Raw genomic sequence first — 13,609 nt, 5'->3', positions numbered from 1 at the left:
GGGGACCTTCAGGTACTCAAGGTGCTAGGGCACGACCCCATTCGGCATTCTCGCCCCCTGCCCGGACTTGGGGCGCTAGGGGACCAGGTCCGGCCGGACTCTCTCGATCTCCTGGGTCAGCTGCCGGACGAGGGTGCTGTTCGGCAGTCTCAGCTCCACTTCGGGACCGGGAGTGGACGGTCGCGTGAACAGCTTCGCGTGGCGGCTTTCGAAGAACGGGTCCTTGGTAGTGAACACCAGGGCCGACACGATGACCTTCGCGTTCGGGTCGCCCTGGGGCCGCGGGCGCGGTTCCTGGGCGCGCACCGCACGCACCTCGTCCCACTCGATCAGGTCGGATTTGCGACCGGCTCGCCACCACAGACCACGTTCGTCGGCCGCGAAGCGAATCATGTGGGGGACGGAGCCGATCGCCGTCAGCAGACCGCCCACCGCGAGCGCGCCGAAGATGAAGGCCGCGGGTTCCTCGGGCATCTTGACTCTGCGCGACGACGAGGAGCCCCCGGCTTCCGGGAAGAGGGCCGCCAACCCGAAGAAGACCAGCATGGCCAGTCCGCCGATGAACAACCATCGACTGGACCGGTACTCGACCACGGGTGTCCCTGGAGTGGGTGACCATGTCTGTTGGGGCACGACCGGCAGCGTAACCGACGGTGGCTCTGTTGCCCGTACGGGCAGCCCGGCGTACCCGAAGGTCTGCCGCTGCGCGGCTGGCCGGTCGGCGCCGCCACGATCATCGTGGGAAGACCGCCGTCCGAGGAGGTCCGCAGTGATCCATGAGGTCGACGAGGCGCTGCGGCGGCTCGTGCGGGGCGAGACCCGGCGTGGCAGCGAGATCGAGGTCGCGTTCGACGCGCCCAACAAGGAATGGGCGGCGCGGCGCAACGCCCCCACGGTGAACGTCTATCTCTACGACGTACGTGAGGATCTGCGACGCCGCTCGCGGGGCCTGCTCAACGAGTACGACCAGCTCGGCAAGGTCTCGGCGCGGCACCTTCCGCCCCGGCACATCAAGCTGTCCTATCTGGTCACCGCGTGGACGCAGCGTCCGGAGGACGAGCACCGTGTGCTGTCCGACCTGTTGCTCGGCCTGCTCGCCCACGACGCCGTCCCGGAGTCGGCGCTCACCGGGTCGCTGGCCGAGATGGGCCTGCCGGTGCCGATGACGGTCGCGTTGCCGCCGCCCGAGGACCGCGCGTTCGCCGACGTCTGGACCGCTTTGGGCGGCGAACTGAAACCGTCGCTGGACGTCGTCATCTCCGCGCCGGTCCACAGCGGACGGGTGTATCCGGCCGAACAGCCGCCGAAGGAAGGCCTGAAGCTCGACACCGGCGATGGTGAGCTGATCGGGCACCACGTGGCGGAGAGCGGGGCGGTCGATGGTCAGCGCCGGGTCGCGATGGCGCGCACCCACCGGAAGTCCCGATGAGCCTGGAGTACCTGTTCGAGCGGCTGGCCCGGCTCGAACAGCGGATCCGCGACGCGGTCGAGAGCCGCCGGGCCGCCGACCCGAACCCCGACGACCCCTTCCGCGGGCTGTACCTGTCGAACGAGACGATCGACGCGCTGCTGGAGGGCCACCGTGAGCCGTTCCCGCCGTTCACGGACTCCGCGCCGGGCGGCCGCCTGTACCCGTTGGCGGAGCGCGCGGGACTCACCGGTGTCGACGTCGAACTGCTGCTCGTCGCGCTCGCGCCCGACCTCGACAGCCGGTTCGAGCAGTTCTACGGCTACCTCAACGACGACGTGACCCGCCGCCGGGCGACGGCAGGCTTGGCCTTGCGCCTGTGCGGCGTCCCTGAAGCCTCGGCCGCCGGCCGGGCGCGGCTCGACGCCGACGCGCCCCTCATCACCTGTGGCCTGCTCACCATGGAAGAGGAGGAGCGCCCCTTCCTGTCACGCACGCTTCGTGTCCCCGACCGGGTGGTGAACCACCTGCTGGGCGATGATCGGCTCGCCCCGGAACTCGCCGGGTGCGCACACCTCGGCACGAAGTTCACCGACGTGGCCGGTGCGGATCGGCTCGCCCGGGCGATCAGCGGCCAGGTCGGGCTGGTCTATCTGCGGGAGCATCCCGGCGGAGGCGCCGAAGAACTCGGTGTCGCGGCGCTGACCGATGCGGGCTTTCCCGCGCTGGTGGTCGACGCGGCACGATGGCAGGCGGAATCCCGGCAGGGCGAGCTCACCGGTTCACTGGTGCGGGAGGCGTTGCTGCGCGGTGCGGGGCTGGTGCTGGGCCCGGTCGACGACTCCCCGCGCCTGGAGAAGCTCGCGCATCCGGCGGTCCCGTTCGTCGTGCACGGCACCGGGGTGTGGGACCCGCGGTGGAGCGCCGTCCCGCCGTTGCAGCTCGACGCTCTTCCGCTGTCCGTGGCGAGCAGGGTGGATCTTTGGCGCGGCCATCTCGACGGTGGGCTCGCCCCGGATGTCGACCCGGGGGAGGCGACCGCGCATTTCGTGCTGGGGCCGGGGCAGATCGCCCGTGCGGCGAAGGCGGCGTCGGTGACGGCGCTCGCCGACGGCGGGCTGGTGCGGACGTCCCACCTGCGCGCGGGCGCGCGGAGCCAGAACGCGGCCGGTCTGCAGCGGCTCGCCCGGCGGATCGAACCCGCGGTCGGCTGGACCGACCTCGTGCTGCCCGCGGGCGTACTGTCCCTTTTGGACGAACTGGCCGCGCGGGCACGGTACCGGGACCAGGTGCTCGACGAGTGGCGGATGCGGCCGGGCGGCGGCCGCGGCCGGGGCGTGACGGGGCTCTTCGCCGGGGATTCGGGGACGGGCAAGACGATGTCCGCCGAGGTCATCGCCGCCTCGCTGGGGCTGGATCTCTACACCGTGAACCTGGCGACGGTGGTCGACAAGTACGTCGGCGAGACGGAGAAGAACCTGGAACGCATCTTCACCGAGGCCGCCGGCGTCAACGGAGTGCTGCTGTTCGACGAGGCGGACGCGATCTTCGGCAAACGGTCCGAGGTCCGCGACGCACACGACCGGTACGCGAACATCGAAAGCGCCTACCTGTTGCAGCGGATGGAAACCTTCGACGGCATCGCCGTGCTGGCCACCAACCTGCGGGCGAACCTCGACGAGGCGTTCACCCGGCGGCTGGACGTGATCGTGGACTTCCCGTTGCCGGACGTCGAGTTGCGGCGTCAGCTGTGGGATCGCTGCCTCGGCGCTCGAATGCCCCGCGCCGACGACCTGGACCTCGGGTTCCTCGCCGAGGCCTTCGAGTTGGCGGGCGGGCATATCCGCTCGGCCGCGGTGACCGGCGCGTACCTGGCCGCGGAAGCAGGCCGCCCGGTGGCGATGACGGATCTGGTCGGCGCGGTCGCGCGGGAGTACCGCAAGCTGGGCAGACTCTGCCTGGATCGCGAGTTCGGCCCGTACCTGGCGATGGTGACCGATGGCTGAGCTGCCCGTTCGGGCAGCCGATGCCGCCCTTCCGGCCGCGCACCACAGCCTGGCGTGCGGCGCGGCGACGGCGCAAGCTGGACGGGCGGCGTAGCGACCGAGGGAGCGGACCATGCGCGGGCACAGTCACGACAACGACCTTGAACCGAGCCTGCGGCCGAAGGGTGACCGGGTAGACCGGGCCGAGGGCGGTCTGCTGGGCCGCGCCGCCGCGGCTGGCCGCACCGACGTCCTCGGCCCCGCCGGCCTGCTCGACCTGCAGCGTGCGGTGGGAAACGCCGGAGTGAGCACCCTGATCGACGAAGAACGGTCGCCGGTGCACGACGTCGTCGGCTCAGGCGGCGGCGCGCCGTTGGACGCCGCGACGCGTGCGGACATGGAGGGTCGCTTCGGGCACGACTTCGGCGACGTCCGGGTGCACACCGACGGCGCCGCGCACGATTCGGCGAAATCCGTGAACGCGCAGGCCTACACGGTGGGTTCGAATATCGTGTTCCAGCGGGACAAGTACGACCCCGGTTCGGATTCGGGCAAGCATATGCTCGCGCACGAGCTGACCCATGTCGTCCAGCAACGCAGCGGGCCGGTGGACGGGACCGACGCCGGTGGCGGGGTGAAGGTTTCGGATCCCTCGGATCGGTTCGAGCGCGAGGCCGTCGCGAACGCCGACCGGCTGATGTCGGCTCCTGCGCCGTCCTCCGCCGTCCAGCGTTGTGAGGACGGTGGGCACTCCTCGGAAGATTCGACGGCCGTTCAGCGCGAAGAAGCTCCTGAAGCCGAAGAAGGCGAAGAGGAGAAGATGGCCCAGACCTACGTGCAGCGCGAGGAAGAGACCGAGGAAGAGGCGTCGTAGGTTCGTGGCCCACATCAGGTGGGCTCTGCGACGCCTGCCGCTCGGAGTTTGCGGATTCCTTCGATGAACGCGGCCGCGTGACGGTTTCTCAGCGGGGTCACCAGAATCGCTTGTTCATAATCCTGTTCGAGCATGGTCTCAAGAACTTCAGGCCACCACGTCTCTCCAAGATCCAGTACACGCCAGGAATCTTCGCGCGCGGCTGATTCGCGTAGGACCACCGCTTGGGTCTCGGGATCACGGCGCACGAGGGCGGCAGGCACGTCGTAGATCTCCAAGCTGCGGGCTTCGACGTGGCGGATGTCGAGAGCCCAGTCGATCCGCGAGTAGAACTCTTTGCGTGCTTCGTCGAACAGGGACCCGTTCGCGTCGGGGTAGGTCACGGGGTCGGCGCGTGGCGAGATGACGACACTGTCGAACTTTCCGGTCAGCGTCGTCCGGTGAAACAGTGCCCCTTGGGTGAACAGGGGTTGCGATCCCGACTTGAGGCCGTCGATCGTCACCTCCTCGAGGATCGGGCTCATGACGAAACACCATGAAGATTCGCAGTCGCGGAGCGTGGTGCGGCGGACGGTGGTCCTGGTATCCGGGGTGTGCGCCATCGACAGGGCGCAACTCCGGAACTTGCATCTCACGAACTCGAGATCCTCATAGGTTTCGCCGGAGTCCTCGTCATAGAGGTCGGCGAACGTCTGCCGGCTGAATGTGGTCACTTCGGCTCCGGGGGCGCGGTGTACTTGATCAGTATGTCAACCTTCTTGTCCCACCACCAGCGGCCCTCGTGTTTCTTGATCGTTGCTTCATTGTCGGTGGTGACGTCGTACTTCGCGCCCTTGATGATGTCCTTGCCCGTCCAGTCCGGCGTGCCCGAGGTGCCGACGTGGGTCAGGTACTTGCGCAGCTTCGGCGAGGCGACGATCCGGGCGGCCATGACGCGCTCCATGGCTTTGCCGAAGTTCGCGCGCCACAGGAACGGCTTTCTCTCGAGTATTTTCTTCTCCGCGGCGGTCAGGACGGCGTCGACGTCGACCGGAGTGGCGACGAGGTGATCGCGCACCGCGTGCGCCATCGTCTGCAGGTCGACTCCCACCTCCGCGGCGAGTTTGCGTCTTTCGCCCTCCAGCACCTCGACCGTGATATCTGTGGCTTTGTATTTCCTGGCGTATGCGACGATGAGACTCTTCAAGCTGCGGAACGCGCCGGGAAATCCGTTGTATTCGAGCAGAGTCTTCGCCTTGCCCTCCTTGCCTGCCTTCTTGAGCAGGTTCTCGACGACTTCGGCGGAGGCGGCGATTTCGTTGAGCGCGTCGATTTGCCCCGGCTTGGGCGTGATTTTCTTCTTCGTGAAATCCGCGATCGCGTTCTTCGCCTTGGTCGAGACCTTGCCCCGCGTACTGGCCATCTCGACGACGCCACCGTCCGGCGTCGGAGTGGCGATCAGCGTGTGTCCGTCGCCGTTCATGCTCAGGCTGTCCTGCTCGGGCCTGAGCAGCTTGACGACCTTGTCCTTCAGGTCGCCCCCGGCGCGAACGAGCTTCTTGAAGATCTTCTTGCCTGCCTTGACGATCGTCCCGACCACCGTGTCGATCACCTTGCCGACCGGGGCCTGGACCTTCTCCAGGATCGACTTGATCTTCTCCGAAATCCCGCCGAGCCCGAGCAGGCTCGCCAGGAACCCGAGCACCATCGGCAGCGCCTTCGCCAGCGTGCGCTCGATCAGCCCGGCCACCGCGCCCGCCCCGCCGCGGGCGATCGACTCGACCGAGTCCAGCACCGACGAGACGAACTCCTTGATCTGGGCGGCCTTGTCGACGAAGAACATGACGATGTCGTAGATCGCCTTGCAGGCCTTGATGAACGCGGCCGCCGGGTTGAGCATCGAGATGATCCAGGTGATCCCCGCCTTGACGATCTTCTCGATCACGAATTCCTTGATCTGGCCGAGCACCAGTTCCTTGAGGTCGCCGAGTTTCTCGACCACCCAGCGCCAGAGCCCCGGTACGCCTTCGGTGATCAGGATCTTGACCACCTCGAACGTCTGCTCCAGCTTGGCGAGCACGGGTTCCGGGATGAAGCGGAGGATCCGTGCGCGGACACTCGCCCAGGTGAGTCCGAGGAGCGACATGATCATCTTCAGGATGCCCTTGGCGTCCAGCGTCTCCGGGATCTCGATGCCCGCGCTGGCCAGGTTGCCGAGCAGCCAGGCCTTCAGGCCGTCCTTGAGGTGCTGCACGATGTTCGCGCCGAAGTTCATGACGCCGGTCTTGACCGCGTTGACCAGGTTGCCGAGGAACTCGATCGGTTTGGCGATGATCAGGCCGACCGCGTTCGCCGCCCGCGACAGCACGCTCAGCAGCATGTCCTTCAGCTTGAGGATCGTGTCGATCGCGCCGCCGATCGCCTCCTTCGCCTTGTCCCACAGGCCTTTGTTCTCCGCCTGCAGCGCCTTGATCTCCTCGTCGACGGCGTTGCGGGCTTCGCTGTACTTCTGTGCCAGATCCTCGACCAGCGACTGCTGTTTCTCGTCGACGGAGTTCTCGAGTTCGTCGAACTGGCTGCCGAGTTCCTTGGCGGCCTCGCCCGCGATCTTGCGCAGGGCGGGGGATTGCGAGTCGACCTTCTGCCGCACTCGCTCGCGGCCTTCGGCGATCAGCCGTTTCGCTTCGGTCAGCTGCCGGCCGACGAAATCGGCGATCTCGCCGATGACGCCCTGCATCTTCGACTCGTAGACCTTCTTGGCTTCGAGGAAGAGGTTGTTCGCCTCGGCGGGCAGGCCGGCGAACAGGTCGTAGGTCCAGCGGGCCGCGCCGGTGACGCCGTCGTAGCGTTCGTCCTTGTACTTCTTCATCCGGGCCTGGTGGTCGGCGGTGAACGCGGCCTTCGCCGCCGCTTCGCCGGTCTCGAACCGTTTGGCCACCTCGTCGTCGAGCGCGCCGAGGACCCCCTCGACCTTCGTCTTGGTCTCCTCGAAGATCGCCTTGATCTCGGCGGTGATGCGGGCCCGGTCCTGCTCGTCCTTGGCCTTCGTGGCCGACTTCGCCGCCTGCCCGCGTTGCCCGGACGACGTCCGCGCGCCGGTCATACCCGCCATCGCGGCCTGTCCGGACGCCTGCGCCGCGCCCGTGACGGCGGCCAGCCGGCCCGCCTCCGACTCACGAACCGCCGCGGGTGCCGACGCCGTGTGCTGTTCGCCTTCTTGTTTGGCCGCGAGCGCGCCGGTGAACTCGGGCTCGTTGGACTGCGCGAGCTGCTGGTCGGTGACTCCGGCCTCGGCCATTTTGCCGTGGGTTTCGCACTGGTCGGCGCGCAGGTCGGTTTGGCCGGGCGGGGCCTTGTCCGGGGTGGCCTTGCGGGCGTCCGGCGGGGACAACGCGGGCGGCGGCGGGGTTTCCGGCAGGGGTTTCACCGGTTTTTCCGTGGCCTTGCTGGTGTCCGGCGCTTCCTTGGTGCGGTCGGTGACGTCCTTGGCGGAAGCGTCCTTGCCGCTGGTGACCTTGCCCATCACTTCGGACTTGATCTGGTCCGCCTTGCCGGAGGAGGCGAACTTGTCGGCTTCGTCGAGATTCTTCGGCGCCTGCTTGGCGACGGCGGCGTTGACCGCGGCGACGAAGGCGGCCTTGTCGAACCCGGCCGGTTTGGCGGCGGCCATCTTGTCCGCCTGCGCCGCCTTCGCTTGGGCTTCCTTGTCGTCGGCGGGCGCGACCGCGGCGTCCTGCGCCTTCTTGACCTCCGCGGCGGCGGGCGGATGCGCCTTGGCCGCCTTCGCCTGACCGCTGACGTCCTTCTTGAGCGACCCGAACTTCGGGTCCGACGCGGGGGTCACGCCGGTGGGCGCGACCGGGGGAGCGGGGCAGCTGCGCTGCAAACCGACGAGGCGGGTCACCGCCGCGTTGCCCGCGGCGGCCTGCAGCCGCAGCAGCGTGGGCGGGGTGGCACGGCGCGCGGGTTTGACCGGCCGCGCGGGTTGCGCGGCCGGGGCCTGTGCCACCTTGTCCCGGCCCGCCGGCATGCCTTCACTTTCGGCTTCGCCGGGCCGATTGCCAACAGCCGGAGGGGCGGGCCAGGCTGCCCGAACGGGCAGTTGCCTTTTCGGGCAGAGATTGGTTCCCGCCGACCTATCCGCTCGGTCGTTCCATCGCGAACGCTCACGCAGGAGCATCGCCGATGTCAGCGAGTGCGCCGAAAAGGGGAGGCACGCATGCCCACCTATCTCACGCCGGGTGTGTACGTCGAGGAGATCGAGGCGGGTGCCCGGCCGATCGAGGGTGTGGGCACCGCCGTCGCCGCCTTCGTCGGTTTCGCGGCGGAGGGCCCCTTCAACACACCCACCCTGGTGTCCAACTGGACCCAGTTCACGCAGACCTTCGGCGACTTCGTCGAAGGCTGCTACCTGGCCCAGTCGGTCTACGGCTACTTTCTCAACGGCGGCGCCAACTGCTACATCGTCCGCATCGGCGGTCCGCGAGGACAGGAGAACGGTGCGGCACCCCAGGCGGCGACGCGCCAGGCCGTACTCGGTGGCTACCGTTTCGTGGCGAAAGAGCTCACGGGCGGCGGGCAGGCCGGAGAGCTCACCGTCGAGGTCGCCGAACCGGCAGGCGAGAACCCCGGCGACGACCGGTTCACCGTGCTCGTCAAGAAGGACGGCAAGGTCGTCGAGACCCATAACGTGACCACCAAGCGCACCAAGGAGAACGTCGTCACGCTGGTGCGCGAGAAGTCCAGCTTCATCACGATCGAAGAGCTCGCGACCGGTGGCGCGGTGGCGAAGCCGGACCGTGGCACCGCGGTGCTCACCGAGCCGCCGCAGCCACCGCCCGTCCCGCGTCGCATCGCGGCCGACGACTACGTCGGTGACGTCGCCGATCGCACCGGTTTCGGTGGCCTGGAGGCGATCGACGAGATCACCATGGTCGCGGTGCCGGATCTGATGGCCGCCCACCAGCGCGACCTGATCGACCTCGACGGGGTCAAGGCCGTGCAGCTGGCGATGATCGCGCACTGCGAGCTGATGGGCGACCGGATGGCGATCGTCGACCCGCCGCCGGGGCTCAACCCGCAGGAGGTCCGCTCCTGGCGCATGGACCAGGCCGGGTACGACTCGAAGTACGCGGCGTTGTACTACCCGTGGGTGCAGGTGCTCGACGCCGCCAGCGGGACCAACACCTACGTGCCGCCGAGCGGATACATGGCGGGGGTGTGGGCGCGCACCGACGCGACCCGCGGTGTCCACAAGGCACCGGCGAACGAGGTCGTCCGCGGCGTGCTGGCGCTCGAGACGCATCTGACCAAGGCGGAGCAGGAGCTGCTCAACCCGATCGGGGTGAACTGCGTGCGCTCCTTCGCGGGCAAGGGGATCCGGATCTGGGGCGCGCGCACGTTGTCGAGCGACCCGGCGTGGCGCTACCTCAACGTCCGGCGGCTGTTCAACTACCTGGAGGAATCGATCCTCAACGGCACCCAGTGGGTCGTGTTCGAGCCGAACGACGACGCGCTGTGGGCCCGCATCCGGCGCACGATCAGTGCATTCCTGGTGATGGAGTGGCGGAAGGGCGCGCTGTTCGGACTCACTCCCGACGAGGCCTTCTTCGTGAAGTGCGACCGGGAGACCAACCCGGCCGAGGGGATCGATCTCGGCCAGGTGATCTGCGAAGTGGGCATCGCGCCGGTGAAACCGGCGGAGTTCGTGATCTTCCGGCTGGCCCAGATGTCCGGCGGCACCAGCCTGGTCAACGAATAGTGAAAGGGCTCCGAAATGGCACTTCCCGATCTTGACAAGGCCGTCGGCCACTCCTTCGGGCTCGAGATCGATGGCGTCCAGATCAAGCAGATCTCCGAGGTCTCCGGGCTGAAGATGGAGCAGGACGTCATCGAGCTCAAGCAGAACACCGTGGACGGCAAGTACGTCATCAAGAAGCTCCCCGGCCGCCCGAAGGCGGGCGAGGTCACGCTGACCCGTGGCCTGACCGACGACAGCAGCTTCGAGAAGTGGGTCAAGGACGCGCACTTCGGCAAGATGGGTTCCGCCCGTAAAGGCGGCGCGATCATCGTCTACGACTACGAAGGCACCGCGCTCAAGCGCTACAAGCTCACCAACGCGTGGCCGAAGAGCCTGGAGATCGGGGCGCTGAAGGCGGGCGACACCAGTGTGCTCACCGAGAAGCTCGTGATCACTTACGAGCAGATGGAAGTCGAGTGAGCCCATGCGCAGGGTGATGACGTCGGCGCCGGCCGAAGAAGCCCCCGTCGTCCCGGAGGAGCGGGCCCGGCCGAAGCTGCGGACCGAGTTCGCGTTCGAACTGCCGCGCGGATACGTCGACGACGCGGGGAAGGTGCATCACTCCGGGGTGATGCGGCTGGCGACCGCTCGGGACGAGCTCGTCCCGCTGCGGGACGACCGGGTCCGCGAGAACTCGGCGTTCCTCACGGTGGTGCTGCTGGCCAGGGTGATCACCCGGATCGGCGATGTCACCGACGTGCACGCCGGAGTGATCGAGAACCTGTTCGCTTCGGATCTGGCGTTCCTGCAGGACATGTACCGGCGGATCAACAGCGAAGGCCATACACGGGCGGGTGTCGGCTGCCCGGAGTGCGGCCACGAGTTCGTCGTCGACGTCGCCAGTGGCCGCCTGGGGGAATCGTGACGTACGCGGCCGGACGGCTGCACGAGGAAGTCGCGTACGTCGCCTACCACCTGCACTGGTCGCTCGACGACATCCTCGACCTCGAACACCACGACCGGTTGACCTACGTCGCCGAGATCGCCCGGATCAACACTCGGATGAGCGAGGGGCGGTGACGCTTCGATGTGGACGTGGCGCAGGAAGGAGCCGGGCTCGCCCCAGGAAGCGCCGGCCACGCTGCCGGTGACCCGTGCCGAATGGCGAAGCCTGCCGCCGATCCAGCGCGTCGTCACCGAGCATCCGCTGATCAACCCGGTGCAGCGGTTCAGTTCCTCGCTGACGTCCTGGCAGAGCCCGGCCTACCTGGAGCCACTGGGCCATCGGGTCGGTCCGGCGGAGCCCTCGGGTGTCATCGATGGTCTCGCGCGAGCACCGAGGACACCGCCGGACATGCCTGTGGTGCAGCGGTCGGTCCGCAAACGCGGTGTGCTGTCACGTCTTTGGGGAATGTCGGTGCAGCGCGCCGCGGAACCGGACGCTCCGGTGTCCGAAAGCCTTGCGCCCGAACCGGAATCCGTGCCCCCGGCGGCGACGGCGCAGCCGGACGAGGAGCCGTTGCCGCACGAGGAGCCGTTGCCGGACGAGCCGGGGCCGGCTTACGCGCCGACGGCCATGCTGGAGCCGATGGCCATGCTGGAGCCGACGGCCGCGCTCGTGCTACCGGCCGTCGCGGCCTCGTCGCGTGAAGCCGGCCGGCCATCGATGCCGTTGACGTCCGCCGGTCCGTCGGTGGTCCCGGCGCGCCCGCCGGTGAGGACGGTTCAGGCGATCCGGTCGGAAACCCCGAGCCCTCCGCTCCACACGCCGGAGCCCGCGGTCGACTCCACTCCGCCGCCGCCCGAGCTCTCCCAGCCTGACCCTGGCCCGATCGCTTCGGCACCCACCCCGATGGCGCCGGAGCCCGAACCGGCTGATGCCGAGCCGTTCGAGACCGTGCCGGTCCAGGCGCCGGACCCGCTCCCCGTGGAGCCGCCCGCCTCGGAGGTGGTGACCTCGCGGCCGGTCGAGCCGTCGCGGCCCGCGCTACCGGTCGTCCAGCGGACGGAACAGGTCGAGGCGGCCCCGCGGCGGCTGGGACTCGGCGCGCCGATCTTGCCGGATTCGGGCCCTGTCGAGGCACCGGTTGCCGACGCTCCCGTACCAGTGCGCGAAGACGATATCGCCGAGGTGGGCGCGCCGCTGGGGGGCGCCGTGGAGACCTCGGTGCTTCCCACGACGCCGCCCGACGAGACCTCGGCGCCGGTGGTGGACGAAACGCCGCGGCCAGTGGCCCGGATGGTGGCGGGGGAGGAACGGATCCCTCCGGCCACGCCGGTGGAGACGCCGACGTCAGAGTCTCGGACCTCCATACCGGCGGCCGTTCAGCGTTCGGTCGTCGAACCGGCTCCGGATCTTCCAGCGCCGAAACACCGGGACGTGCCACTGTCCGGGGCGTCGGTTCGACGGCCGGTGCAGCGCTTGCGTGACGAATCGCCAGGGGAGCAGGCATCGGTTCAGGGACCGGTGCAGCGTCTGCGCGACGAATCACCAGGGGAGCAGACAACGGTTCAGCGGCCGGTGCAGCGGTTGCGTGACGATTCGCCGGGGGAGCAGACAGCGGTTCAGCCGCCGGTGCAGCGCTTGCGCGACGAATCGCCGAAGGAGCCGGTATCGGTTGAGCGCCCGGTGCAGCGCCTGCGCGACGAATCGCCGGGGGAGCCGGCGAGCACCCTCGAGAACGCGCCGATCTTGGTCTCCCGGGCGGTCGAACCACCGCCGAGCCTGACGGCGGTCACCTCGTCGCGATCTTCGCCCGGCACCACTTTCCACCCGCCCGAACCACCGCGGATCCGGTCCGGGACACCGGAAATCCCAGAGCCGCCCGGAGCGCCGGGCGGCTCGGTGAACGCGCCACCGGCAGTGACGATCTCGACGTCACCACTGCCGGTGGCTCGAGTCGTCGACGGCACGCCGGCGGCGGTTCCCCGGCTGCCGACCCTCACCGCTTTGATGAGCGAAGGTGGTGCCGCCACACCGCTACCGGGACTGCCCGTGTCCCGCGTGATCGAGGCGCCGCGGATCACGAACCCCCTGCCGTCCGCCCGTGTCGTGCACGGCTCGACACCACCGACGATCCAGCGCGTCCACGAGCCGAGCCCGCTCGTCTCACAGACGCTCGCGGTCACGCCGGTCGTTCAACGGAAAGACACCGGATCCTCCGAGCAGCCGACGATGGTTCTCCCAGTGGCGGAAAACGTCGAGCCGAGCGGTGAGCGAACCGGGCCGTTGCCGGTGGCGAGGATCGCCGAAGCCGCGCACAGTCCACGATCCACAATGGACGTTCTGCGGACCGTGCGACGCACTGTGCCGGGCGAGACCGTCGATCACGGCACGGGCCTCGTGCTCAACCTGCCACCCGTCGCCGTGTCGCGACAGGTGGAGACCCCGGCCGTCCAGCGCGATCCGGAAGCACCACCGCCGGCGCCCGTCGCACCGCCGGCCGAGGTGCCGGTGCCCGCGGCGGCCGGTTCGGCGGCTCCGGCGGCACCGGCCGCGCAGCCGGAGACCGAGGAACTCGTCAAGAAGCTCTTCGATCCGCTGCTGCGGCGGCTGAAGACCGAACTCCGCCTCGACCGTGAGCGCCGTGGCGCGCTCACCGATCGCCCGCACTGAAGGAGAA

At 68.7% G+C, this 13,609-nt stretch carries 11 protein-coding genes; 8 read left to right on the top strand and 3 right to left on the bottom strand.

Annotation, left to right across the window (positions count from 1 at the left end):
• Positions 1-75: 75 nt before the first annotated feature.
• Entirely contained in the window at positions 76-633 is a 558-nt protein-coding gene (locus ACIBTM_RS05295; RefSeq protein WP_395875289.1) for a hypothetical protein, read from the bottom strand.
• A gap of 136 nt (positions 634-769) precedes the next feature.
• On the opposite strand from ACIBTM_RS05295, the gene ACIBTM_RS05290 reads away from it, so the two are divergent.
• The 3 genes from ACIBTM_RS05290 (at position 770) to ACIBTM_RS05280 (ending at position 4,267) form a co-directional block, all read left to right on the top strand.
• The gene (locus ACIBTM_RS05290; RefSeq protein ID WP_395875288.1) at positions 770-1,429 is read left to right on the top strand and encodes a DUF4255 domain-containing protein; all 660 of its coding nucleotides are present in this window, start codon (positions 770-772) and stop codon (positions 1,427-1,429) included.
• Positions 1,426-3,414, top strand: coding sequence for an ATP-binding protein (locus ACIBTM_RS05285; RefSeq protein WP_395875287.1), 1,989 nt, complete (start codon positions 1,426-1,428; stop codon positions 3,412-3,414). Before ACIBTM_RS05290 ends, ACIBTM_RS05285 begins: the two co-directional genes overlap by 4 nt.
• Before the next feature lie 112 nt (positions 3,415-3,526).
• Complete coding sequence (locus tag ACIBTM_RS05280; RefSeq protein WP_395875286.1) at positions 3,527-4,267, top strand: DUF4157 domain-containing protein; 741 nt, start codon at positions 3,527-3,529, stop codon at positions 4,265-4,267.
• 14 nt (positions 4,268-4,281) lie between these two features.
• Here the strand turns inward: ACIBTM_RS05280 and ACIBTM_RS05275 are convergent, their stop codons facing one another.
• Entirely contained in the window at positions 4,282-4,980 is a 699-nt protein-coding gene (locus ACIBTM_RS05275) for a hypothetical protein (RefSeq protein WP_395875285.1), read from the bottom strand.
• Positions 4,977-8,276: a hypothetical protein gene (locus tag ACIBTM_RS05270; protein WP_395875284.1), complete on the bottom strand. Its 3,300-nt coding sequence runs from the start codon at positions 8,274-8,276 to the stop codon at positions 4,977-4,979. Before ACIBTM_RS05270 ends, ACIBTM_RS05275 begins: the two co-directional genes overlap by 4 nt.
• Before the next feature lie 189 nt (positions 8,277-8,465).
• On the opposite strand from ACIBTM_RS05270, the gene ACIBTM_RS05265 reads away from it, so the two are divergent.
• From ACIBTM_RS05265 to ACIBTM_RS05245, 5 genes are read left to right on the top strand one after another with little or no spacing between them, the layout of a single operon-like run.
• The gene (locus ACIBTM_RS05265; RefSeq protein WP_395875283.1) at positions 8,466-10,007 is read left to right on the top strand and encodes a phage tail sheath family protein; all 1,542 of its coding nucleotides are present in this window, start codon (positions 8,466-8,468) and stop codon (positions 10,005-10,007) included.
• 15 nt (positions 10,008-10,022) lie between these two features.
• Positions 10,023-10,466: a phage tail protein gene (locus ACIBTM_RS05260; protein WP_395875282.1), complete on the top strand. Its 444-nt coding sequence runs from the start codon at positions 10,023-10,025 to the stop codon at positions 10,464-10,466.
• Positions 10,467-10,470: 4 nt separating this feature from the next.
• On the top strand, positions 10,471-10,911 hold the full coding sequence (locus ACIBTM_RS05255; protein ID WP_395875281.1) for a hypothetical protein: 441 nt from the start codon (positions 10,471-10,473) through the stop codon (positions 10,909-10,911).
• Positions 10,908-11,066, top strand: coding sequence for a DUF6760 family protein (locus ACIBTM_RS05250; protein ID WP_016333592.1), 159 nt, complete (start codon positions 10,908-10,910; stop codon positions 11,064-11,066). Before ACIBTM_RS05255 ends, ACIBTM_RS05250 begins: the two co-directional genes overlap by 4 nt.
• Positions 11,067-11,073: 7 nt before the next feature.
• Positions 11,074-13,602: a hypothetical protein gene (locus ACIBTM_RS05245; RefSeq protein ID WP_395875280.1), complete on the top strand. Its 2,529-nt coding sequence runs from the start codon at positions 11,074-11,076 to the stop codon at positions 13,600-13,602.
• The last annotated feature ends 7 nt before the right edge of the window (positions 13,603-13,609 follow it).

Source organism: Amycolatopsis sp. NPDC049868 (genome assembly GCF_044461365.1).
Lineage (GTDB): Bacteria > Actinomycetota > Actinomycetes > Mycobacteriales > Pseudonocardiaceae > Amycolatopsis.
Note: the sequence above shows the minus strand (reverse complement) of the source record. Positions and strands in the feature narration are given on the sequence as shown.